The organism is Pseudomonas sp. TE4620, assembly GCF_056279045.1.
Genome location: NZ_JBWBQO010000001.1, coordinates 1,109,496 through 1,133,105, shown reverse-complemented (window position 1 = coordinate 1,133,105; position 23,610 = coordinate 1,109,496). Strand labels below are relative to the sequence as shown.

Below are 23,610 nucleotides of genomic sequence, written 5' to 3'. Positions count from 1 at the left end.
TCCTACTGTTTAGGGGCATCCAGCGGCGCCTGCATCTGCGCTTTCCAGCGTTCGACATTACGTTGCAGCACCGCCTGAGACACGCCGGAGGCCGGCAATTCTGTCAGCTTTTTTGCCAATTGTCCGCGCAACCAGGCGTCATTGCATGCCGAATTATGCGACAGCGCCAGGTACAGGCCCGGGCGATCCAGAGGCAAGCCGCGGGCAATCAGCTCGTTGTTCATGCCCAGGGCCTGAGCCATGGCCATCCCGGCGTAGCGCCCGGCCAGCACATAGTCGACCTGACCGAGCAGCAACTTCTGGAAGGCCTGGGTCAGATTCTGCGAAGGTGCCAGCTGCAACTGGCTCTTGGCGTAGGCAGTAAATTCCGGGGTCATGCGCGCTTTTTCCGAGACGCTGCCGCGATGCTCGTGCAAATCGGCCAGGGTGTTATAGACCAGCGGCGAATCGTGGCGAGTCCACACCACGTATTCGTTGCTCAGCAGCGAGGGATGGACGAAGTCGACCGTAGTCAGCTCGGCCACCGCGAAGGGTGAATCGATCAGCAAATCGACACGACCGCTGCGCACCTCTTCCAGGGCCTGGCTGCGGCTGCCGCTGTCGAGGACTTCAACCTTCAGGCCCAGCTCGCTGGCTACCTGCCTGAACAGGTCGACGTTGGCGCCCATCAGGTGCTTGGGATCTTGCGGATCGCGCCACGAGTACGGCGGCGCATCGGGGCTGCCGGTGGCCACCAGCCGCTCGCACTTGCCCACCGCCCACGCTTGCAACGGCATCAGCACCGCAGCGAACACCAGCGCCGTATTTATCTGGCCACGCCATCCCATGCAACCACTCCCTACTTTCTAGCCAGAATGAAAAAGCCCGATCTGCCGGGCTGTGCAAGGCAGGCCTGCACAGCCCGAACGGACCGGGCTCTTTTATAAGTGAAGCGACTGGATTAAACCAGCTTCTCCAGCTCAGGGATGGCTTCGAACAGGTCAGCCACCAGGCCGTAGTCGGCCACCTGGAAGATCGGCGCTTCTTCGTCCTTGTTGATCGCAACGATCACTTTGGAGTCTTTCATGCCGGCCAGATGCTGGATCGCGCCAGAAATACCGACGGCGATGTACAGCTGTGGTGCAACGATCTTGCCGGTCTGACCGACCTGCATGTCGTTGGGTACGAAACCTGCGTCGACCGCAGCGCGCGAAGCACCGACGGCAGCGCCGAGCTTGTCGGCCAGGGCGTACAGGTGCTTGAAGTTGTCACCGTTCTGCATGCCACGACCGCCGGAAACGACAATCTTGGCAGCGGTCAGCTCAGGGCGGTCGGACTTGGCCAGCTCTTCGCCAACGAAGGCCGATTTGCCTGCGTCGTGGGCAGCAGCGACAGCTTCAACGGCAGCCGAACCACCTTCAGCGGCAACGGCGTCAAAGCCGGTGGCACGGACGGTGATGACTTTGACGGCAGCGTTCGATTGCACGGTGGCAATGGCGTTACCGGCGTAGATCGGACGCTTGAAGGTGTCAGCCGATTCAACCGAGATGATCTCGGAAATCTGGTCGACGTCCAGCAGCGCGGCAACGCGCGGCAGGATGTTCTTGCCGTTGGAGGTGGCAGGAGCCAGCACGTGGCTGTAGCCCTTGCCCAGCTCGGCTACCAGCGGCGCGACGTTTTCTGGCAGCTGGTGAGCGTAGGCGGCGTTGTCGGCAACCAGGACCTTGGCAACGCCAGCGATCTTGGCCGCGGCTTCAGCGACGCCACCGACGTTCTGGCCTGCGACCAGCACATGGATGTCGCCACCGATCTTGGCGGCAGCAGCAACAGTGTTCAGGGTGGCCGGGGCAACGGCACCGTTTTCGTGTTCAGCGATAACCAGGATAGTCATTTAGATTACCTTCGCCTCGTTCTTCAATTTCTCGACCAGTTCAGCAACCGACTTGACCTTGATACCGGCGCTGCGGGCAGCCGGCGCTTCGACTTTCAGGGTCTTGTTGGTAGAGGCGGTGGAAACGCCCAGCGCGTCTGGAGTAACGGTCTCCAGCGGCTTCTTCTTGGCCTTCATGATGTTCGGCAGCGACGCGTAGCGCGGCTCGTTCAGGCGCAGGTCGGTGGTGACGATGGCTGGCAGGTTCAGCGCAACGGTCTGCAGGCCGCCGTCGATTTCGCGGGTAACGTTGACCTTGTCGCCAGCAACCTCGACCTTGGAGGCGAAGGTGCCCTGGGCGTAACCGCTCAGTGCAGCCAGCATCTGGCCGGTCTGGTTGTTGTCGCTGTCGATGGCTTGCTTGCCAAGGATCACCAGCTGCGGTTGTTCTTTGTCGACCACTGCCTTGAGCAGCTTGGCCACAGCCAGCGAAGTCAGCTCTTCAGCCGATTCGACCAGGATGGCGCGGTCGGCACCCAGTGCCAGGGCAGTACGCAGTTGCTCCTGGGCAGTGGCCGGGCCGACGGTAACGACGACGATCTCGCTCGCAACGCCCTTCTCTTTCAGGCGCACGGCTTCTTCTACGGCAATTTCGCAGAAGGGGTTCATGGACATCTTGACGTTAGCAAGGTCGACGCCGGAGTTGTCCGCCTTGACGCGAACCTTGACGTTATAGTCGACCACTCGTTTGACAGCTACAAGAACCTTCATGGATTCCTCGTTACTCTCCGGTGAAAAGAATGTCGCCTGGGGCAAACCCGGCGATTGCGCGTGGGTACAAGGGCACCTCTAAAAACGATCACAGGTGGACGAATTTAACCCTGACCCAGCGGTCTCGTTTCGGCCTGTCAGTTGCAAAACCCGTGGGTCATTATTTGTCGTGGCGTGTAAACTCCACTACAAAGCGGGTTGTGGCGTAACTGCCCTGCTTTTCGCCTGGTTTTTAGGGGTGCTCCTGCATCCTGCGGTCAGCCTACGGCGAGCGCAAAACCGCTCGTATCTTGACCGTAACGCCCAATCCGGTCAATACGGCAAACCGGTCAGCTTCAAGCCGCGCTTCTTTGATTTTACTGGCCTGCGGCAAATTCAAACAAACGTTTGTATTGGACCCCGCGAGTGGTGTAGATATAATGCGCGGCCAAGAGAAAGCGGTGTAGTCCGTCATCGCTCGAGCTACAGCCCGAGCGTCTGAAAAATGACCGCCTGACACCCGCCAACAAAGAAAAACCGATGAGCCTTGAGTAGGAGAGAACCTGTGGAACGCGAATACATGGAATTCGACGTGGTCATTGTCGGCGCTGGCCCGGCTGGCCTGTCCGCCGCCTGCCGACTGAAGCAGAAGGCCGCCGAAGCCGGTAACGAAATCAGCGTCTGCGTGGTCGAGAAAGGCTCGGAAGTCGGCGCCCACATCCTCTCCGGTGCGGTGTTCGAACCTCGCGCCCTGAACGAACTGTTCCCGGACTGGAAAGAGCTCGGCGCCCCGCTCAACACCGAAGTCAAACGCGACGACATCTATGTGCTCAAGGATGCCGGCAGCTCGATCAAGGTCCCTGACCTGTTCGTGCCCAAGACCATGCACAACGAAGGCAACTACATCATCTCTCTGGGTAACCTGTGCCGCTGGCTGGCCCAGCAGGCGGAGAACCTGGGCGTCGAGATCTACCCGGGCTTCGCCGCCCAGGAAGCCCTGTTCGACGAAAACGGCGTGGTCCGCGGGATTATCACCGGCGACCTCGGCGTCGACCGTGAAGGCAACCCGAAAGAAGGCCTGTATACCCCAGGCATGGAGCTGCGCGGCAAGTACACGCTGTTCGCCGAAGGCTGCCGTGGCCACATCGGCAAACAGCTGATCAAGCGTTTCAACCTCGACAGCGAGTCCGACGTCCAGCATTACGGCATCGGCTTGAAAGAAATCTGGGAAATCGATCCGGCCAAGCACGAACAAGGCCTGGTTGTGCACACCGCAGGCTGGCCGCTGGATGTCATGGCCAAGGAAAACACCGGTGGATCGTTCCTCTATCACCTGGAAAACAACCAGGTAGTCGTAGGTTTGATCGTCGACCTGTCCTACTCCAACGCCTACCTGTCGCCGTTTGACGAATTCCAGCGCCTGAAACACCACCCGGTGATCAGCCAGTACCTCGAAGGCGGCAAGCGCATCAGCTACGGCGCCCGCGCCCTGGCCAAAGGTGGTTTGAACTCGCTGCCGAAAATGGTCTTCGCCGGCGGCGCCCTGATCGGTTGCGATCTGGGCACCATGAACGTGGCCAAAATCAAGGGCAGCCACACCGCCATGAAATCCGGCATGCTCGCCGCCGATGCGGTGGCCGAAGCCCTGCTGGCAGGTGGTGAAGGCGGCGATCAACTCAACAGCTACGTTACAGCGTTCAAAGCCAGCTGGCTGTATGACGAGCTGTTCTCCAGCCGTAACTTCGGCCCGGCCATGCACAAGTTCGGCCCGATGCTCGGCGCGGCGTTCAACTACCTCGACCAGAACTGGTTCGGTGGCAAACTGCCGTTCACCCTGCACGACACCAAGCCGGACTACGCCTGCCTGAAGCTGGCGGCCGACTCGAAAAAAATCGACTATCCAAAACCGGATGGCAAGCTGAGCTTCGACAAGCTGAGCTCGGTATTCCTCTCCAGCACCAACCATGAAGAAGAGCAGCCGTGCCACCTGAAACTGGCTGACGCGAGCATCCCGATCGGCACCAACCTGCCGCTGTACGACGAACCGGCCCAGCGCTACTGCCCGGCTGGCGTGTACGAAGTAGTCAGCCAGGAAGACGGCAGCAAGCGCTTCCAGATCAACGCCCAGAACTGCGTGCACTGCAAGACCTGTGACATCAAGGACCCTTCGCAGAACATTACCTGGGTCACCCCGGAAGGCGCCGGCGGCCCGACTTACCCGAACATGTAAGTCAGCCGGCCTAAAAAAGCCCCCTCGCCGTTGTGGCCAGGGGGCTTTTTTATCGCTTGTGTCAGGCCGTTCTGACTTCTTCGAACAACTCAGGGTGGCGATCAAGTAGCTTGAGCAATTTGACCAGGGCCAAGGGAGGCTTGGTCTTGCCGTTTTCGTAACGGGAGAATGCATTGACCCCGCCGCCGAATATTTCCGCTGCTTCACGCTGATCAAGTGCCAGCTTCTTGCGTACGGCAGCAATAAATTGCGGGTCGACAGCCGCAGCATTGACCTGCCGATTGAAAGCGAGCATCGCCGCACTGACACGCCGCGACTCTGTATCACTGAGCACCATCTCAGCGCAGGCAGGGCAGTAATCCCCGGCAACATCAGTCACCCGGGTTGTCTCACCTTTGTAGGTGTACGGCAGATCGCGCCTGGCACTGACCAGCTCAGCCGCGCCACAGGCTGGACATTTCATTTTCACAACTCCTTGAAGGACACGATGAGCACATCATCGATGACCGTCAGTTTCAGGTAGACCCGCCAGCGCCCTGACCGTCGAAAGCCTGCAATGAGGCGTGCCTTTCTCCATGAGCAAATTAACCTAATAGGTTCAATTTGGCAAATAGGTTAATCCATTTGCCCCGCTCTAGAGTCTGCCCGATCAGCGCCCAGGCAGCAGGGAACCATTGTCACAGCAGATGAACTCAGCAGCGCACCGCCTCATCTTCGAAGGGCACCGCTTCACGTGCGCCAAAGTACAGTGCCGTAAGCAAGCCAACCACACCCATGACCAGGCAAAAGCCCACGCACACCCATGGGCTCCACGGCATCAGGGCGATCAGCAGCAATGGCGTGGTGCTCGCCCACAGGGCGTAGGCAATGTTGTAGGTAAAGGAAATGCCCGAGACGCGAATCTGCGCCGGGAACAAGCCGACCATCACCGATGGCACCACCCCCACCACGCCACAAGACAGGCCAGCAATGGCATAGGCCAGCCCGGTCCAGCCCCAGCCAGCCACCAGGCTGGCGTAAAGGCCGGCGATGCCCAAGGGCAGCAGCAGGCTGTAGATCATCAAGGCCCGCCAGGCGCCGATACGGTCCACCAGCAAGCCGGCCAGCACACAACCGATATTGAGAAAAACAATGCCCATGCTGCTCAAGGCGAAGGTGTGCCCGGCACTCATGCCGAAGCGCTGCTGCATCACCGTCGGGGTGATCACCACCAGCACCACCACCGCCGAGGTCAGCACGCAGGTGAGCAGCGCTGCCGGTATCAGCGCCCGGCGATGCTCACGCAACACGGTGCGCAAGGGGAAAGCCGGCGGCTGCTCACGGCGCTCGCGCAAGGCCAGGAACACTGGTGTCTCGCTCAACCAGCGGCGCAGCCAGACTCCGATCACGCCGAATACGCCGCCGAGCAGGAACGGGTAGCGCCAGGCGTAATCGAGGACTTCCTGGGGGCTGAACAGCTGTGCCAGCGCCGTGGCGGTCAGGGCGCCGAGCAGGTAACCGAAGGTCAGCCCTGCCTGCAAAAAACCCAGGGCGTAGCCGCGGCGCCCGGGCGGGGCGTGCTCGGCGACGAAGGTCCAGGCGCTCGGCACCTCGCCCCCTACCGCGGCACCCTGAAGGATGCGCAAGGCCAGCAGGATCAGCGGCGCTGCGTAGCCAATATCGGCATAGGTGGGCATCACCCCGATCAGCAGGCACGGCAAGGCCATCATCAGGATGCTCAGGCTGAACACCCGTTTGCGCCCCAGGTGGTCGGCGAAATGGGCCATCAGGATGCCGCCCAGCGGCCGCGCCAGATAACCGGTTACAAAAATCCCGAAGCTCTGCAGCAAACGCAGCCATTCGGGCATCTGCGGTGGGAAGAACAACTGGCTAAGGGTCAGGGCGAAGAACACGAATATGATGAAGTCGTAGATCTCCAGCGCCCCGCCCAGGGCCGCCAGGCTCAGGGTCTTGTGGTCGCTGCGCGATAGCTGCAGCGGGCGCGCAGGGTCAGTGGCCGTCATAGGGGTATCCGCAAGTGATCGAGTGCCGGTACGACAGGCGCACCAAGGCAAACGCAAGAGGATAGCAAAAGCTACCCGGCCACACCCAGCGCGGCTTCAGGACTGGCGGCAAAACGCGGTTTGGGCCAGGTCCATTCGCCGTGGGTTGTACGCCGGCCTGGCGGTGCGCTCGGGGATGCCCGGCAAATGGCCGATCACCTGCGGCGAGTCAATGATATGCATGAAGGACTGGATGGTCTCGTTGTCCGGAACCTTGGACAGGCTGACATTCACCGCGCGGCGCTGGTTGTCGGGAATCGAGGGGATCTTCAAGTGTTGCGATTCGTACAGCAAGGCGTGCTGGATCAGCGGATTGACCCGGCAGAACCGTTCCAGATCAACGCCGGCATGGCTGGCCAGGTCGATGTTGCCCAGCAGCAGGTTGAACGGTTGCAGTGCGCTCTGCACCAGGCGTTGCAGATCCTCGAAGCTCTCGACCGGGGCTATGCGGTAATAGCCCATGCCATTGAGCATCCGTTCCAGTTGCAGCAACTGCATCGGGTGTTCGTCGGCAATCAGGATCCGCAGCGATTTGTTCGGCATCGTCATGACCAAGGCAGAGAGCGTTAGAGACGTTCCTTGACCATACTGCGCCAGATCATCAATTGCAGGCTATTGGCGGGCACTTCGCCAGAGAGAGGGTCTTTACTGATAGTTGTCGGGAAATCGCCATAAATCAAGCAAGGCCATGACGGAATTTTCACATTTTTTCGACGTTGGCCGGTTACTGCGATTCCCACTGACGCATGCGCAGCCGGCAGTGTTTCATGGCGTTAACAATATGTTTCTCCACCACACTGCGCGAGATGCCCAGGCGCTCGGCGATCTGCGGGTGAGAAAGGCCGTCGAGCTTGCGCAGCAGAAAACTCTCGCGACAAGGCTGACTGAGTTCGGCCAGGGCGCGCTGCATCAGGTCCAGGCGCTGATTGAGGTCCATGCTTTGGGATGGCGCGGGGGTAAAGAAACGCTCATCGCTGTCGAGCACTTCAAGCGGCTCGGACTGGCGCAGCAAACCACGTCGATGCCCATCGATCACAAGATTCAGAGCGGTGCGATAGAGAAACGCCCGGGGATGCTCGATATCGTCTTCACCGTTGCGCTCGAGCACGCGGATATAGGCATCGTGGGCAACGTCTTCAGCCGCCTGCCGGTTACCCAGGCGGGCACAGAGAAAACTCACCAGTTCGCGATAGTAGTTTTCCAACACAACACCTGGCCGCGACATCTGCGGGGGTTCCCTGACTCGTGGTTGAGCGGATCTGAATGATGGCAGTATGCAATAATACAAATTATAATTATTCTCAGCAAGATCAGACCTTGATCCCGGTAAATTCCACGGCCCCCACCTCGTTTACCTGGGAGCCTCCCGTGTCTGCCGTGCCGCTTCGGCAGTGAGATGTCACGGGCCATTCCATCCGGCTGGAACCCTGCATGAAACGCTCATCGAATACTCGTCGCCTGCTGTTGTGTGGCCTCGGCCTGCTCAGCCTGGGCGCCCTGCTCGCCTGGAAAACCCTGCCCGCCGGTGGCGACCCGTTGAGCACCGTTACCGTGACCCGTACCGACATCGAAAGCAGCGTCACGGCCCTGGGTACCTTGCAGCCGCGGCGTTATGTGGACGTGGGTGCCCAGGCCTCCGGGCAGATCCGCAAACTGCACGTCGAGGTGGGAGATCAGGTCAAGGAAGGTCAGTTGCTGGTTGAGATCGACCCCTCCACGCAGCAGGCAAAGCTTGATGCCGGGCGTTTCTCTATCGACAACCTCAAGGCCCAGCTGGATGAACAGAAGGCTCAGTACCAACTGGCCGAGCAACAGTTCAAGCGCCAGCGCAACCTGGCCGCCGGCGGCGCCACCCGCGAGGAAGACGTGCAAAGCGCCCAGGCCCAGTTGAAGGTCACCCAGGCGCGCATCGACATGTACCGCGCACAGATTCGCCAGGCCCAGGCGAGCCTGCGCAGCGACGAGGCTGAGCTGGGTTACACGCGCATTTATGCACCGATGGCCGGCACCGTGGTCGCCGTCGATGCCCGCGAAGGCCAGACCCTTAACGCCCAACAGCAAACCCCGCTGATCCTGCGCATCGCCAAGTTGTCGCCAATGACCGTCTGGGCCCAGGTGTCCGAGGCCGATATCGGCCATGTCAAACCGGGCATGAGCGCCTACTTCACCACCCTGGCCGGCGGCAAGCGCCGCTGGACCAGCAGTGTGCGGCAAATTCTGCCGGTGCCGCCCAAACCCCTCGATCAATCCAGCCAGGGCGGTGGCAGCCCGGCCAGCGCCAGTGGTAGCGGCGCCAGCAGCAAAGTGGTGCTCTATACCGTACTGCTGGATGTCGATAACCCGGACAACGCCCTGATGGCAGAGATGACCACCCAGGTGTTCTTCGTTGCCGGGCGTGCCAGCAAGGTGCTCACCGTACCGGTGGCAGCCCTGGATGATCATGCCGACGGCAATGACCTGCGCATTGCCCAGGTGCTCGACAGCAAGGGCAAGGTCAACCAGCGCCAGGTCCGCACCGGCCTCAGCGACCGCTTGCGGGTGCAGGTGCTCGACGGCCTTGCCGAGGGCGAGCGCCTGCTGATCGGCGCACCTGCCGCAAGCGGGGGTTGAATGTCCACGCCCCTGATCGAACTGCGCGACATCCGCAAATCCTACGGTGGTGTCGATACGCCCAAGGTCGAGGTGGTCCGCGGCATCAGCCTGGCCATCCATCCCGGCGAGTTCGTCGCCATTGTCGGCGCCTCCGGCTCCGGCAAGTCGACGCTGATGAACATCCTCGGCTGCCTTGATCGTCCGACCTCAGGCAACTACTACTTCGCCGGCAAGGACGTCGCCGACCTCGACAGCGACGAGCTGGCCTGGTTGCGCCGTGAAGCCTTCGGCTTCGTGTTCCAGGGCTATCACCTGATCGCTTCGGGCTCGGCCCAGGAAAACGTCGAGATGCCGGCCATCTATGCTGGCACCCCCGCCGCCGAACGCCATGCCCGCGCCGCCGCCTTGCTCGAACGCCTGGGCCTGGCCAGCCGCACCGGCAACCGCCCGCACCAGTTGTCTGGCGGCCAGCAACAGCGGGTGTCGATCGCCCGCGCCTTGATGAACGGCGGACACATCATCCTCGCCGACGAACCGACCGGGGCACTGGACAGCCAGAGCGGCGCCGAAGTCATGGCCCTGCTCGACGAACTGGCCAGCCAGGGCCACGTGGTGATCCTGATTACCCACGACCGCGAAGTCGCGGCGCGGGCCAAGCGGGTCATCGAGATTCGTGACGGCCTGGTGCTCAGTGATTCGGCAGAGCAATCTGCTGCTCCCGCCGCCAGCGCTCCCGGCCTGCAAGCCGAAGACCTGCGCCAGCGCCTGAACCTCGGCGCCACTGCCAGCGGCGCCTGGAAAGGCGAGCTGGTCGAAGCCCTGCAGGCGGCCTGGCGGATCATGTGGATCAACCGTTTCCGCACCGCCCTGACCCTGCTCGGGATCGTCATCGGCGTGGCTTCGGTAGTGGTCATGCTGGCCGTCGGCGAAGGCAGCAAGCGCCAGGTCATGGCGCAGATGGCAGCCTTCGGCTCGAACATCCTGTACCTGAGCGGCAGCGCCCCGACACTGCGTGAACCGGCCGGGGTCATCACCCTCGACGATGTCGCCGCAGTATCCAGCCTGCCGCAGGTGAAGATGATCATGCCGGTGATCGGCAACTCGCTGATGGTGCGCTACGGCAACAATAACCAGCAGTTCTATGTGGGTGGCAACAACACCCACTTCAGCGAAATCTTCAATTGGCCGGTGGTCGAAGGCAGCTTCTTCACCGAGGCCGATGAACAGAGCGCGGCAGCCGTGGCGGTCATCGGCCAGAAGGTGCGGGAGAAACTATTTGGAGCCGGTAACGACCCCATCGGCCAGTACATCCTGGTCGAAAACGTGCCCTTCCAGGTGGTCGGCATTCTCGCCGGCAAAGGCGCAAGCTCGGGCGACCAGGACAGCGACGAGCGCATCGTGGTGCCCTACTCGGCCGCCGCCATCCGCCTGTTCGGCAGCCGCAACCCGGAGTACGTGACCATCGCCGCCGCCGACTCACGGCGCGTGGCCGACACGGAAGCGGCCATCGACCACCTGATGCGCAAGCTTCACAACGGCAAACACGACTATGAACTGACCAACGACGCGGCGCTGATCCAGGCCGAAGCGCGCACGCAGAATACCCTGTCGCTGATGCTCGGCTCGATCGCCGCGATCTCGCTGCTGGTCGGCGGTATCGGGGTGATGAACATCATGCTGATGACGGTGCGCGAGCGTACCCGCGAGATCGGCATCCGCATGGCCACTGGCGCCCGCCAGCGCGACATCCTGCGCCAGTTTCTCAGCGAAGCGGTGCTGCTGTCGATGGTCGGCGGGGTCACCGGCATTGCCCTGGCCCTGTTGATTGGCGGCGTGTTGCTGCTGGCCGATATTGCCGTGGCCTTCTCCTTGCCTGCCGTGCTTGGCGCCTTTGCCTGCGCGGTGGTCACCGGCGTGGTGTTCGGCTTCATGCCCGCGCGCAAAGCCGCCCGCCTCGACCCGGTCAAAGCCCTTACCAGCGAATAATCCATGAACCTTCCCAGCCGTCTCAGTGTCCTGTCGATCAGTTTGGTGCTTGCCGCCTGTACCTCAACCACCCCTGCACCTTCGAGTGGCCTGCAGGCGCCAGCGCAGTGGCAGGGCCAGGCAGCCAGCACCCCGCTGCCCCACGAGAACTGGTGGCAGCAGTTCTCCAGCCCCGCGCTCGATCAACTGATCGAACACGCCCGGCGCAACAGCTTCGATCTGGCCGCTGCCGCCGCGCGTATTCGCCAGGCTCAGGCCTCGGCGGTCATTGCCGGCGCACCGTTGCTGCCTGAACTCAAGTTCACCCTGGATGCCAGACGCCAACGCCTGCTGCATGGCAACGGCTTCGACCAACTCGATGCCAGCAGCCGCGAACGCACCAGCACCTCGTTCGGCACCCGCTTGAGCGCCAGCTACGAAGTGGATTTCTGGGGCGGTAAAACGGCCGCACGCGACAGCGCCCTGTTCAACCTCGATGCCAGCCGTTTCGATCGCCAGACCGTCGAGCTGACCTTGCTCAGCGGTGTTGCCAACAGCTACCTGCAGAGCCTGGCCCTGCGTGAGCAGGTGCGTATCGCCCGCCTCAACCTGAGCAATGCCGAGGATGTCCTGCGCCTGGTCGAAACCCGCTATCAGTCTGGCTCGGCCACCGCCCTGGAACTGGCCCAGCAACGCAGCCTGGTCGCCGGCCAGCAGCGCCAGGTGCCGTTGTTCGAGCAGCAGTTGCAAGAGGCGCGCATCACCCTGGCAACCTTGCTCGGCGAGCCGGTGCAGGCGCTGCCCGCCCTTGAAGAATCAATTACCCGCCTGAACTGGCCGCAGATCGGCAGCGGCGTGCCCAGCGAGCTGCTCAGCCGCCGTCCCGACATTGCCACCGCCGAAGCCAGCCTGGCCGCCGCCCAGGCAGACGTGCAGGTTGCCCGCGCAGCAATGCTGCCGAGCCTGACCCTGGGCGCCGACCTGGGCTCGGGTGCCGACACCTTTGCCCAGGTGCTGCGCAGCCCCTACTACACCCTGAGTGCCGGGCTGGCTGCGCCGATCTTCAACAACGGCCGCCTGCGCGCCGAGCGCGACAAGGCCCGCGCCAAGCAGGACGAACTACTGGAGAATTACCGCAGCAGCATCATCAACGGCTTTGCCGATGTCGAGAAGGCGCTCAATGGCATCAGCGGTGTTGACCAGCAGCGCCAGTCGCAGGATGAGGAAGTGCAGCAGGCGCAGATCGCTTTCACCCTCTCCGAGCGCCGCTACCAGGCCGGCGCCGAGACCCTGCTGACCGTACTGGAAACCCAGCGCACCCTGTACCAGGCGCAAGACCAGCAGGTGCAACTGCGCCTGGCCCGCCTGCAAGGCAGCGTGGCGCTGTACAAGGCATTGGGCGGCGGATGGCAGGTGGTTCGCTAAATCATTGACCTGCCTGCACAAAACCTGTGGGGGCCGGCCTTGCCGGCGATGGCCCGCACAGCAGGCCCAATACAGCCAATCAGCTCACAATCCCGCGCAACGACAAATGCCGCGCATACCAGGGCCGCTGCGGCACCCGGCGCACCAGGTCGCCGATCTTGTCGTCTTCACCAAAGGTAATGCGCAGAGCCAGCTTCATGATCTCGACATCCATTTCCACCGATTTGCCCGGGAACATCCCCGGCGTGGTGCTGCAGCCATGGGTCACCGGCCCCAGCCACGGGTCGTCGACCTCGACCCAGCGCCCCGGGGCGAACCACTGCACGCCATTGACCTCAAGACGCCGAACCTGCCCCGGGTTGTAGCGCTCATGGGCGCGGTACCAATCCTCGATGCGATCATCGATCCAGCCATGGAAACCCCAGAACACCGGGTTGACGTGAGACGAGAACGGATCGCCGAGAAAGTCGTTTTCCGCCTCGTACCAGCGCCCGGCAAAATCAGCCGGGTCCCGGGCAAACGGCACTGGTGCACCGTTGACCGGATCACGTGGCACCGAGGCCCAGCACATGTGCAGCCAATCGTGCAGGTTCATTTCCAGCTCCGAACCGAATGCACCGAGGGTCAGCTTCGACAGGTACAGCGGGTCCTGGTACTGCGATTCCCAGACCTGGAAATTACTGCAGAAGGTCTCGCCGGCCTTGATCGCCGAGACCCATACGCCATAAGCCTCGTCGCCCGGTGCCCGCCAACCGGGCGGTACACAGTAACCGTCATGGTTGTCGTAATAGCGGGCAAAACCCTGGCGGTCGTGTTCGACGCTGGGTTGCGGCAAGGGGAAATGCGGCCATGACGGCAGGTCCTGCATCGACCGCGCCGTACCGAGCATATGCCGGTGCATGAACAGAAAGTCCACCCCCGAGCCATTGCGATGCTTGCGCGGGCCGCGGGCATCACGCTCCTTGTCACGCGGGCCGGGCTGCCAGCCCAGGCCACGCAAGGCACCGTGTTTTTCTTCAGACAGCCGATGCCATTTGTCACGGGTCGCGTGCCAGAGCTGATGGAACAAGCGGTGCTCGGCGCTGATCAGCCAGGCTTGCAACTGCGGAGTATAGGGCAGCCGCTCACGGGCTTCAGGAAACAGGCGCTTGACGGCAACGAAGTGACTGTCGGCCAAGGGCAAGACCATCGAGCGATCCAGCGGTTGCAAGCGGCCACTGAGGGTAGCGCTGCCAGCGTTGCCAAAACTGCCCCAGACTTCATCCAGGCTCGCGGTACATTCATAACCCGGCCCGCCCTGGGTGCTCATCAGCCGCCAGCGCACCGTGGCGGTGGACGCCCCGACCAGGTCGCCAAGCACTCGGTAGGCGGCCGGGGCGTCGCTGCGCAGAACCAGTTCGGTATCGACAAAACCACGCAGGCCACGGCCTTTGGCGGCGACGTCGAGGTACATCTGCAAGCCTTCCACAGGCAGCCCGGCGAGCTCGCCATCGGCACCGCTCAAACGCAAATCCCAGACGCCGCGCAATTGATCGGCCAGGTGCTGGCCAGCGGCATCCGCGAGCTCAACGCTGGCCTCGCCGGGGGTGACGATGTCGTCCTGTGGATCGTGGGTCAGTTGCTTGTGCGCGTAATAGGCGGCTGGCACGGTCGCGCCCGCCACCGCCAGGCCCGCTATGAATCCTCGTCGCGAAATCGTCATCGTCCTACCCGTATCAGCCATGAAGCAGGCTTTATCCAAGCTAGGACGTTTCCTGGAGGGGGAAATTTAACCACTGCCGCCCTGTGCTAATTCGATCGGCGGCTATTTCGTTTTCAAGGAACCTCCCTTGGAAAAGGTACCGCCCATGTCAGCCTCCACCTCCCTGACCAACGCCCTGGGCAACGGTCTGCGCAAGCTGGTCGGCAAACCTGCCAGAACCAGTGCCTACGGAGTGTTCGATGTGCAGCTCAAAGCCATCATTGCCCTCAGCCCGTCCCTCAGCCGCTTCGTGTTCAGCGGTGAGGATGTCGGGCAGATGCGTACCCTGGCTGCCGACCAGCGCATCAAGATCTTCTTTCCCTCTGCCGATGGCCAATACCCGAACCTGCCCAAGCAAGGTTCCTGGCAGCAAGCGCGTCGCGGCCTGAGCGCCGAGCAGAGCCCGCCGATGCGTACCTACACCATCCGCGACCTGCGCCGCGAGGCACTGGAAGTGGATGTCGACTTCGTCCTGCACGGCGTCAACGGCCCGGCATCGACCTGGGCGACCCAGGCACGCATCGGCGATCGCCTGCAGATGGTCGCCCCGAACCTGGCCTTCGACGCCGACCCCGGCGGCTACGAATGGCGCCCCCCGAAGAACCTGCGCAACCTGCTGCTGATCGGCGATGAAACCGCCCTGCCGGCAATAGCCGGCATCCTTGAGCAGGTGGCCGCAGACCTGCCCGAAGTCCCGGTACAGGCGTTCATCGAAGTCCCCTGCGAAGCCGATTGCCTCGACCTGACCTGCAGCCGCGCCACCGAACTGAACTGGCTGCCGCGCGAAGTGCTGCACTGCACCCACGGCGAAGCGATGATCCATGCCATCCGCGAGCTGGCGCGCCTGCCGGCAGCCGCAGCGCGTACAGGTGCGAAGGTCGCCCTGGAGGAGGTCGATATCGACCGGCAGATCCTCTGGGAACTGGCTCAACCCGGCAACGGCGACTTCTACGCCTGGATCGCCGGCGAGTCGGCAGCGGTGATGAATATCCGTCGCTACCTGATCACCGAGCGCGGGCTGGATCGCAGCGCCCTGACGCTGATGGGCTACTGGCGCGCGGGTCGCACGTTCGACTGAGGGCCATAAAAAGGGCTCTTCACTGAATCCTGGGTTGGGGGGCGCGAGCTTATCCATTCGCTGTGGCGCTGCTGCCGACCCCTTCCGCCTTTACGGCGGCCTACTTTTCTCTTGGGAAAAGTAGGCAAAACCGCTTGCTCCTGCATACGGCCCTACGCTGCGCTTCGGGTCCCCTCGCTACGGCACCTTCCGGGGCATCGCGGCCTACGACTTGCTACGCCAAGTCTACGTCTCGCGTCTTCGGCTGACGCCGAAGGTGCTGCGCACCGCCCCTGCAGGCACCTACGCTCGGCCTCCTGAAGTCGCATTTCGTGGCGCCTGGAAGTACGCGCATGAACATCAAGATGAAGCAAGTTGGTACTCGTTTTGCCAGCGGGCTTGTCCCGCTCCTGCGTCAGCATGGCTTTGCCAGCATCTGCTTTCGCAGATACGTCAGTGCAGGCGCCGCCCGTAACTTCGCGACTTCAGGAGGCTGAGCGTAGGTGTCTGGAGGGGGCTGGTGCGTAGCACCCTTCGGCCCAGGCCGAAGTCGCGAGACGTAGACTTGGCGAAGCAAGTCGTAGGCCGCGATGCCCCTGGAAGGCACCGTAGCGAAGGAACCCGGAGCGCAGCGTAGGGCCGTATTGGAGCGAGCGGTTTTGCCTACCTTTTCCCAAGAGAAAAGTAGGCCGCCGTAAGGGCGGAAGGGGCCGGCAGCGGCGCCACAGTGAATGGATAAGCTCGCAGCCTCAACATCCCAACCCAACCCAACCCAACCCAACCCAACCCAAGAATCATAGTCCCCAGGATAGCGTGAAGATCCATAAAAAAGCCCGGTGCACTGCCCCGGGCTTTTACATGCCTGGGCCATTTACAGTCTGGCCACCGCCGCAGCAACCGCCCGAGCAAAGCGCGCCGCCACCTCATCAACCTGCTCGGCAGTAATGATCAGCGGCGGCAGGAAACGCACCACGGCGCCCTGACGCCCGCCCAGTTCCAGAATCAGCCCACGCTTCAGGCATTCACGCTGCACCAGCGGTGCTAGACGCGGGCAGACCGGCGGATGCCCCTGGGCATCGAGCTGCCCTTGCGGATCAACCAGCTCGACCCCCAGCATCAGGCCACGGCCACGAATATCCCCCAACTGCGCGAAGTCCGCCTGCAAGCGGCGCAGATGACCGGCCAGGCGTTCGCCCATGGCCTGGGCATGGCTGCACAGGTCGTGTGACTTGAGGTAGTTGATCACCGCCGAGCCTGCGGCCATGGCCATCTGGTTGCCACGGAAAGTACCGGCGTGCGCCCCCGGCTGCCAGGTGTCCAGCCACTGGCGATAGACCACCACCGCCAACGGCAGGCTGCCGCCAATGGCCTTGGACAACACCACCACATCCGGAGTGATGCCTGCATGCTCGAAGGCAAACATTTTGCCGGTGCGGGCAAAACCACTCTGGATCTCGTCGACGATCAGCGCCACACCGGCCTTCTCGGTAATGCGCCGCACACCGCGCAGCCATTCGATGTCCGCCGGGATCACCCCGCCTTCACCCTGGACCACTTCGACGATCACCGCCGCCGGCAGTTGCACGCCGCTCTCCGGGTCGCTGAGCAGGTTTTCCAGGTAGTGCAGGTTGACCTTCACGCCCTCTTCGCCGCCCAGCCCGAAAGGGCAGCGATAGTCATAAGGGTACGGCAGGAACTGCACGCCATTGGCCAGCAAGGCGGCCAGCGGCTTCTTCGGCCCCAGGCTGCCCATCAGGCTCAGGGCGCCCTGAGACATGCCGTGGTAGCCGCCCTGGAACGACAGCACGGTGTTACGCCCGGTAGCGGTGCGCACCAGTTTCAACGCCGCTTCCACCGCGTCGGTGCCGGTCGGCCCGCAAAACTGGATCTTCGCTTCGCCGCGCAGTTGCTCGGGCAGCAGGCTGAACAGGTCCTGGACGAACTGGTCCTTGACCGGCGTGGTCAGGTCCAGGGTGTGCAGCGGCAGTTCATCGGCCAGCACCTGCTGGATCGCTTCGATCACCAGCGGATGGTTATGCCCCAGCGCCAGGGTCCCGGCGCCGGCCAGACAGTCGATGAACTGACGCCCTTCTACGTCTTCGACATAGATGCCACGGGCGCGCTTGAGCGCCAGCGGAATGCGCCGCGGGTAACTGCGGGCATTGGATTCCTGCAGGCTCTGGCGGGCCAGCAACGGCGACTCATTGAATGCATAAAGTGTTTCAGCAGCGTCTGCGGTGGAAGACACCGGCAGCGCCTGGGCAAGGCTGATAGCGACTGACATCTGGGAAACCCTCGCAAGCAAGCGGATGTGCCCGTCACGCGCCTGTTGCCAGAGGAGTGCGGGTTGTTATCGCTTGAAAAACGCTTCAGCGCCCTGCGGATTTAGCCGATGCCCATCAACGCTGCGGATTTTTTCAACTGCTGCTTTGCACTTACCGGTTACGACGGGTTTGCACGCAACGGAATGTGCAACAACACCCGCAAGCCATCGCTGCGGCTGTCAAAGCGCAAGCTGCCGGCACAGCGCTGGACGATCGCCTGGACAATCGCCAGGCCCAACCCGCATCCGCCGCTCTGGCTATGGCGCCAGAAGCGCTCGGTCAGGTGCTCGATGTCCTGTTCGGGAATACCGGGGCCGTGATCGCGCACCAAAAATGCCACCCGGTCCTGTTCCATCTGCACTGCCAGCTCCACCGGTTCGCTGCCACGGGTATGACGCAGGGCGTTGTCGAGCAGGTTGCGTAGGGCCGTGACCGCCAGTGGCGTGGGCATCCCGAGGTAGAGCTGGGCGGCGCCGGGCGCCAACTGCAGATCGATGCGCCCGGTGTTGTCGACCCCGGTGTCCAGGATTGCCTGGCGGGCGATCTGCTCGGCGTTGCACTGCAGGCCGTCTTCAAACGACAGTCGGCCTTCCACCCGGGCCAGCAGCAACAGTTGTTCAAGAGTCCGGTGCAGACGATCGGCGCCCTGCTCGGCGTGTTCAAGGGCCTGCTCGCGCACCTCGCCGTCGGTCATCCGTGCCACCTGCAGGTGGGTTTTGATCGCGGTCAGCGGGCTGCGCAGCTCATGGGCGGCATCATCGGTCAGGCGCCGTTCGCGCTCGATGGTCTGGCCAATGCGCAAAAACAGCTGGTTCTGGGTTTCCAGCAAGGGTTGCAGCTCACTGGGCAAGCCGCGCACCTGCAAGGGCTCAAGGGAGTCCGGGCTGCGCCGGCGCAAGGCATCGCGCATCCGGTTGAGCGGCGCCAGCCCCTTGCCAACACCCATCCACAGCAAGCCGAGGCTGCCGAGCAAGGCCATCAGCACCGGTGCCGAGGCCGCCAGCAGGATCGAACGGTTGAGGGCCTCGCGCTCCTGATGGCGGTCGGCGGTGGTAATGCGCACATCGCCATGGGCATAGGTGAAACTGCGCCAGCGAGCGCCGTCGATGGTCTGGTCGCGAAACCCGCTGCGCTGGTCGTCGAGGGGCTGCTCATTATTGTGGCTGCGGGCAAGAATCTCGCCGCGCAGCGAGCTGACCTGGCAGGCCATGCCGTCGACGCTCAACTGGTCGGCGCTCAGGCGCGTGCCCTCGCCCTTGCTCGACAGCGGTTGCGGCAACTGGTCGACCAGGCCGGCAACCATGCGTGCCGATGCCACCAGGCGCTGGTCGAGGGAGAACATCATCTGCATGCGCAGGTCGCGCAGCATCCACGCCGCGGCCAGCACCCAGATGACGATGAAGGCAGTGCCCAGGATCAGGGTCAGGCGCAAACGCAGGGTCATGCTTGCGGCTCCTCCGGCAGTTGCGCCGGGCCCAGGCGATAACCCAGGCCGCGCACGGTTTCGACGATACCGTTGCCCAGTTTGCGCCGCAGGTGATGGATATGCACGTTCAGGGCGTTGCTCTCGACCTCGTCGCCAAAGCCATAGACGCTGTCCTTGAGCTGTTCGCTGGAGAGCACCCGGCCACGGTTGTGTAGCAGCGCCTGCAATAGCGCCTGCTCGCGCCGCGACAGGTCGACCGGGCGGCCACCCAGGCAGGTTTCGCGGCTGCTGGGGTCGTAGCTTAGCGGGCCATGCTCGATGATGTTCACCGCTCGCCCGGCGGCGCGGCGCAGCAAGGTGTGCAGACGTGCGGCCAGTTCACGCAGGTCGAACGGCTTGAGCAGGTAATCGTCGCCACCGGCCTGCAGGCCCTCGACCCGGTCAGTGACCGCATCGCGGGCGGTGAGGATCAGCACCGGCAGCTCATGGCCCTGCTGGCGCAGGCGCTGCAGCAACTTGAGGCCGTCTTCGTCGGGCAGGCCGAGGTCGAGCACCATGACGTCGAACGCCGCGGCCTGGAGCATGGCCTGGGCCGCGCCGGCGCTGGCCACCCGGTCGACGGTCATGCCCTGGGCGCCCAGGCCGGCGCTGATGCCGCTGGCGATCAGGTCATCATCCTCGCAGAGCAGTACGTGCATGGTCGGGTCTCGATCTTAAAAGGCTTATTCAAGCCCAGGCGGATTAACCCAGGATTATGCCGCGCCAGGCCACAGCCGTCGCGGCCTTGGCGACAGCCGTCAGCCAACGGGTTAACTTTCGGTTAATCGGACTGGGCCAAGCTGAGCCCTTCATCGCATTGCCAAGGCGTCGACATGCGCGTTTTTCTGTTTGCCCTGATGTTCCTGCTAAGCGGCCTGAGCCAGGCCAACCCCTTTGCCCAGAGCGATTTCCTGCCGGTCAACAAGGCCTTCGTGTTCAGCAGCGAACGCCTGGAATCGGGGCAAATGCGCCTGCACTGGCAGATCACCGATGGTTACTACCTGTACCAGAAACGCCTGAAATTCGACGGCCTGGCCTCCGAGCAGCAACCGCAACTGCCACCCGCCCTGCCCCACAGCGATGAGTACTTTGGTGAAACCCAGGTCTACCGTGGCGAGCTCGAGCTGATCCTGCCCGCCAGCGCCAGCGGCGAACTGCGCATGGGCTGGCAGGGCTGCGCCGACGCCGGGCTGTGCTACCCGCCACAAACCAGTGTGGTCAGCCTGGGTGGTACAAGCGCCGCCGCGCAGGCCAGCGACCAGGCCCTGGCCGGCGGCATGCAACAGTCGACCCTGGCCTGGAACCTGCTGGCCTTCCTCGGCCTGGGCCTGCTGCTGGCCTTCACCCCGTGCTCGTTGCCGATGCTGCCGATTCTTGCAGGTCTGGTACTGGGCAGTGGTGCCAGTGCCCGCCGCGGCTGGTTGCTGGCCAGCGTCTATGTGCTGAGCATGGCCCTGGTCTACGCCGCCCTGGGCGTGGTTGCCGCATTGCTGGGCGCAAGCTTTCAGGCCTGGCTGCAGCAACCCTGGCTGCTGGGCACCCTGGCCGGGCTGTTCGTGCTACTGGCCCTGCCGATGTTCGGCGCCTTCGAGCTGCAGCTACCTGTATGGATCCGCGACCGCCTGGAGCGTGCCGGGAATGGCACCCGCGGCGGCAACCTGTACGGCGCGGCCTTGCTCGGGGCCTTGTCGGGCCTGCTGATGGGCCCGTGCATGACCGCACCGCTGGCCGGCGCCCTGCTGTACATCGCCCAGAGCGGCAATGCCGTGCATGGCGGCCTGGTACTGTTCACCCTCGGCCTGGGCATGGGCCTGCCGTTGCTGTTGCTGGTCACCCTCGGCAACCGCTACCTGCCGCGCCCGGGCGCCTGGATGAACCGGGTCAAGGGCCTGTTCGGCTTCGTCTTCCTGGCCATGGCCCTGTATACCTTGCGCGCAGTGCTGGAGCCTTCATTGTGGCTGGGCCTGGCCGGTGCCTGGCTGATCGCCCTGGCCTGGGCTGCGTGGCCGGCCTTGCAAGCTATGCGGGCGCTTCGGGCACTGTCGCTGCTGCTGGGCTTGTGGGGCAGCCTGTTGATCGTCGGCGCGGCAGCCGGTGGCAACGACCCCTGGCAGCCGCTGCAGCCGTTCACCGCCGCCAGCGCGCCAATGGGCCTTGCCGTGCCGCATGATGCCTTCACCACCGTCAGCCAGCCGGCCGAACTGCAGCGCGAGCTGGAGGCGGCCAAGGCCCAGGGCCAGTGGGTGATGCTCGACTACTATGCTGACTGGTGCGTGTCGTGCAAGGTCATGGAGAAACAGGTGTTCGCCCGCGCCGACGTACTGGCGGCGCTTGGCGGCGTGCGCCTGCTGCGCCTGGATGTGACCGCCGACGCACCGTCCAGTCGCGAGTTGCTGCAGCGCTACCAGGTCCCGGGCCCGCCCAGCCTGATCTGGATCGGCCCGGAGGGCAACGAGCGCCGGGCCCGGCGCATCACCGGTGAAATCGATGCGGCGAACTTCCTCCAACACTGGGCCGCTACCCGGAGCCAAGGATGATGCTGACCGTCGCACTCGGGCCACTGACCATGGCCCTGAACCACCTGCTGCTGATCTGCGCCCTGGCCCTGGCCAGCCTTGTTGGCTGGCGCGTCGCCAAGCGCGGCGGCGACAACCCCGAGTCGGTGCTGTTCGGCCTGTTCCTGCTCGGCCTGCTCAGTGCACGCCTGGGCTTTGTCATCCAGTACTGGGCGATGTACCGCGAAGACCTGCTGCAAGTCATCGACCTGCGCGATGGCGGCTTTCTGCTCTGGCCAGGCCTGCTGGCGGTAGCCATCGGCGCCTTCTGCCTCGGCTATCGCCGCCCGGCCCTGCGCCGGCCGCTGGGCTGGGGCCTGCTCAGCGGTGGCCTGTTCTGGCTGCTCGGCAGCCTGGCCAGCCACCTGTATGACCAGGGCACTCAACTGCCGGAAATGAGCTTGCGCAAGGCCAGTGGCCAGTCCGTCGAGCTCACCGACTACCGCGGCAAGCCACTGGTGATCAACCTCTGGGCTACCTGGTGCCCGCCGTGCCGGCGCGAGATGCCGGTGCTGCAACAGGCCCAGGGTGATTACCCGGACATCACCTTCCTGTTCGTCAACCAGGGCGAGGCGCCACAGACCGTGGTCACCTTCCTCGCCACCACCGGCCTTAATCTGTCCCACGTGCTGTTCGACAGCGGCGGCCAGCTGGCGCAGAAGGTCGGCTCCATGGCCTTGCCCACCACCTTGTTCTATAACGCCGAGGGTCGCCTGGTCGGCAGCCATCTTGGCGAGCTGTCGCGGGCCAGCCTCAGCCATGCCCTGCAATCTTTCGAGCACGCGCCCGCGCCTGCCGCCCCATCCCCCACAAGGAACGTCGCATGCGATCTCTGCTGAAACTGCCCCTCACCCTGGCCGTGGGCCTGATGACCAGCCAGCTGGCGCTGGCTGAAACACTCCCCAAGGCCATCCAGCAACTGGAGGCCAAAGGCGCAAAAATCAAAGGCAGCTTCGACGCCCCCGATGGCCTGCGTGGCTACGCGGCCGAATACCAGAACCGCGGCCTCGCACTGTACCTGACCGCCGATGGCAAGCATGTGCTGGTGGGCAGCCTGTTCGACGAGCAAGGCAAGGACCTGAGCCAGGCGCCGCTGGAAAAACTGGTGTACGCCCCCATGGCCAAGGAGGTCTGGGCAAAGATGGAAAAAACCGCCTGGATCGCCGACGGCAAGGCCGATGCACCACGCATCGTCTACCTGTTCAGCGACCCCAATTGCCCGTACTGCAACATGTTCTGGCAGCAGGCGCGGCCCTGGGTCGAATCGGGCAAGGTGCAGTTGCGGCACATCATGGTCGGTATCATCCGCGAAGACAGCCCGGGCAAATCGGCCGCCCTGCTGGCCAGCAAGGACCCGGCCAAGGCCCTGGCGCAACATGAAAAGGCCGGCAAGGCCAGTACCCTCAAGGCCTTGGACAAGGTTCCCGAAGCGGTACAAGCCAAGCTCGACGCCAACCTCGCGGTCATGGAAGAACTCGGTTTGTCAGCAACCCCGGCGATCTTCTACCTCGACGACCAGCAGCAACTGCAAACCCAACAGGGCGCACCGCGACCGGAGCTGCTGGGCAAGATCCTCGGCAAGCGTTGAGCACGCGATTGATGTAACAACAGGGCG

General features: G+C 63.4%; 20 protein-coding genes. 9 read left to right on the top strand and 11 right to left on the bottom strand.

The annotated features are described in order from the left end of the window. Nucleotides 1-2 precede the first annotated feature (2 nt). The 3 genes from ACZ9A3_RS05345 to ACZ9A3_RS05335 form a co-directional block, all read right to left on the bottom strand. On the bottom strand, nt 3-827 hold the full coding sequence (locus tag ACZ9A3_RS05345; RefSeq protein ID WP_093385362.1) for a substrate-binding periplasmic protein: 825 nt from the start codon (nt 825-827) through the stop codon (nt 3-5). A 113-nt stretch (nt 828-940) separates the two neighbouring features. Next, complete coding sequence (locus tag ACZ9A3_RS05340; RefSeq protein WP_045200521.1) at nt 941-1,870, bottom strand: electron transfer flavoprotein subunit alpha/FixB family protein; 930 nt, start codon at nt 1,868-1,870, stop codon at nt 941-943. After that, complete coding sequence (locus ACZ9A3_RS05335) at nt 1,871-2,620, bottom strand: electron transfer flavoprotein subunit beta/FixA family protein (protein WP_010224703.1); 750 nt, start codon at nt 2,618-2,620, stop codon at nt 1,871-1,873. It lies immediately after the preceding gene. Nucleotides 2,621-3,164: 544 nt separating this feature from the next. Between ACZ9A3_RS05335 and ACZ9A3_RS05330 the strand changes: the two genes are divergently transcribed. After that, nucleotides 3,165-4,829 carry an electron transfer flavoprotein-ubiquinone oxidoreductase gene (locus ACZ9A3_RS05330; RefSeq protein ID WP_045200520.1) on the top strand — a complete coding sequence of 555 codons (1,665 nt, stop codon included), beginning with the start codon at nt 3,165-3,167 and terminating at the stop codon, nt 4,827-4,829. Nucleotides 4,830-4,890: 61 nt separating this feature from the next. Here ACZ9A3_RS05330 and ACZ9A3_RS05325 read toward each other — a convergent pair whose 3' ends face one another. The 4 genes from ACZ9A3_RS05325 to ACZ9A3_RS05310 all read right to left on the bottom strand — a co-directional run bounded on the left by ACZ9A3_RS05325 (nt 4,891) and on the right by ACZ9A3_RS05310 (nt 8,075). Beyond that, nucleotides 4,891-5,292, bottom strand: a complete 402-nt coding sequence (locus ACZ9A3_RS05325; protein ID WP_476252206.1) for a type II TA system antitoxin MqsA family protein — start codon at nt 5,290-5,292, stop codon at nt 4,891-4,893. Nucleotides 5,293-5,521: 229 nt separating this feature from the next. Further along, nucleotides 5,522-6,832, bottom strand: coding sequence for an MFS transporter (locus ACZ9A3_RS05320; RefSeq protein ID WP_476252205.1), 1,311 nt, complete (start codon nt 6,830-6,832; stop codon nt 5,522-5,524). A 96-nt stretch (nt 6,833-6,928) separates the two neighbouring features. Continuing rightward, entirely contained in the window at nt 6,929-7,414 is a 486-nt protein-coding gene (locus ACZ9A3_RS05315) for a hypothetical protein (RefSeq protein ID WP_045200513.1), read from the bottom strand. Nucleotides 7,415-7,595: 181 nt separating this feature from the next. Further along, on the bottom strand, nt 7,596-8,075 hold the full coding sequence (locus ACZ9A3_RS05310; protein ID WP_093387632.1) for a sigma-70 family RNA polymerase sigma factor: 480 nt from the start codon (nt 8,073-8,075) through the stop codon (nt 7,596-7,598). Nucleotides 8,076-8,302: 227 nt separating this feature from the next. Between ACZ9A3_RS05310 and ACZ9A3_RS05305 the strand changes: the two genes are divergently transcribed. The 3 genes from ACZ9A3_RS05305 to ACZ9A3_RS05295 are packed head-to-tail and all read left to right on the top strand — an operon-like array spanning nt 8,303 to nt 12,853. Further along, nucleotides 8,303-9,481 carry an efflux RND transporter periplasmic adaptor subunit gene (locus ACZ9A3_RS05305; protein ID WP_476252204.1) on the top strand — a complete coding sequence of 393 codons (1,179 nt, stop codon included), beginning with the start codon at nt 8,303-8,305 and terminating at the stop codon, nt 9,479-9,481. Then, a complete protein-coding gene (locus ACZ9A3_RS05300; RefSeq protein ID WP_093385375.1) occupies nt 9,482-11,449 on the top strand; it encodes a MacB family efflux pump subunit in 1,968 nt (655 codons plus the stop codon). A gap of 3 nt (nt 11,450-11,452) precedes the next feature. Next, on the top strand, nt 11,453-12,853 hold the full coding sequence (locus ACZ9A3_RS05295) for an efflux transporter outer membrane subunit (protein WP_476252203.1): 1,401 nt from the start codon (nt 11,453-11,455) through the stop codon (nt 12,851-12,853). Nucleotides 12,854-12,932: 79 nt separating this feature from the next. Here ACZ9A3_RS05295 and pvdP read toward each other — a convergent pair whose 3' ends face one another. After that, nucleotides 12,933-14,555 (bottom strand): pyoverdine maturation tyrosinase PvdP, encoded by a 1,623-nt coding sequence (gene pvdP, locus ACZ9A3_RS05290; RefSeq protein ID WP_213602012.1) that lies wholly within the window; start codon nt 14,553-14,555, stop codon nt 12,933-12,935. A gap of 145 nt (nt 14,556-14,700) precedes the next feature. Between pvdP and ACZ9A3_RS05285 the strand changes: the two genes are divergently transcribed. Next, nucleotides 14,701-15,672, top strand: a complete 972-nt coding sequence (locus tag ACZ9A3_RS05285) for a siderophore-interacting protein (protein ID WP_093387635.1) — start codon at nt 14,701-14,703, stop codon at nt 15,670-15,672. Nucleotides 15,673-16,004: 332 nt separating this feature from the next. Beyond that, complete coding sequence (locus tag ACZ9A3_RS05280) at nt 16,005-16,148, top strand: hypothetical protein (RefSeq protein ID WP_176794282.1); 144 nt, start codon at nt 16,005-16,007, stop codon at nt 16,146-16,148. A 374-nt stretch (nt 16,149-16,522) separates the two neighbouring features. Here the strand turns inward: ACZ9A3_RS05280 and ACZ9A3_RS05275 are convergent, their stop codons facing one another. The 3 genes from ACZ9A3_RS05275 to ACZ9A3_RS05265 form a co-directional block, all read right to left on the bottom strand. Beyond that, nucleotides 16,523-17,935: an aspartate aminotransferase family protein gene (locus tag ACZ9A3_RS05275; protein ID WP_093385389.1), complete on the bottom strand. Its 1,413-nt coding sequence runs from the start codon at nt 17,933-17,935 to the stop codon at nt 16,523-16,525. Nucleotides 17,936-18,093: 158 nt separating this feature from the next. Continuing rightward, on the bottom strand, nt 18,094-19,419 hold the full coding sequence (locus ACZ9A3_RS05270) for an ATP-binding protein (RefSeq protein WP_093385393.1): 1,326 nt from the start codon (nt 19,417-19,419) through the stop codon (nt 18,094-18,096). Beyond that, complete coding sequence (locus ACZ9A3_RS05265; protein WP_045200496.1) at nt 19,416-20,099, bottom strand: response regulator; 684 nt, start codon at nt 20,097-20,099, stop codon at nt 19,416-19,418. Before ACZ9A3_RS05265 ends, ACZ9A3_RS05270 begins: the two co-directional genes overlap by 4 nt. Nucleotides 20,100-20,273: 174 nt before the next feature. On the opposite strand from ACZ9A3_RS05265, the gene dsbD reads away from it, so the two are divergent. Genes dsbD through dsbG form a run of 3 tightly spaced genes read left to right on the top strand, consistent with a single transcriptional unit; the run spans nt 20,274 to nt 23,583 of the window. Continuing rightward, nucleotides 20,274-21,977, top strand: a complete 1,704-nt coding sequence (gene dsbD / locus ACZ9A3_RS05260; protein WP_476252202.1) for a protein-disulfide reductase DsbD — start codon at nt 20,274-20,276, stop codon at nt 21,975-21,977. Continuing rightward, entirely contained in the window at nt 21,977-22,834 is an 858-nt protein-coding gene (locus ACZ9A3_RS05255; protein WP_045200576.1) for a TlpA family protein disulfide reductase, read from the top strand. The genes dsbD and ACZ9A3_RS05255 overlap by 1 nt, the downstream gene beginning before the upstream one ends. After that, entirely contained in the window at nt 22,819-23,583 is a 765-nt protein-coding gene (gene dsbG / locus ACZ9A3_RS05250; protein ID WP_045200491.1) for a thiol:disulfide interchange protein DsbG, read from the top strand. The genes ACZ9A3_RS05255 and dsbG overlap by 16 nt, the downstream gene beginning before the upstream one ends. Nucleotides 23,584-23,610 lie beyond the last annotated feature (27 nt).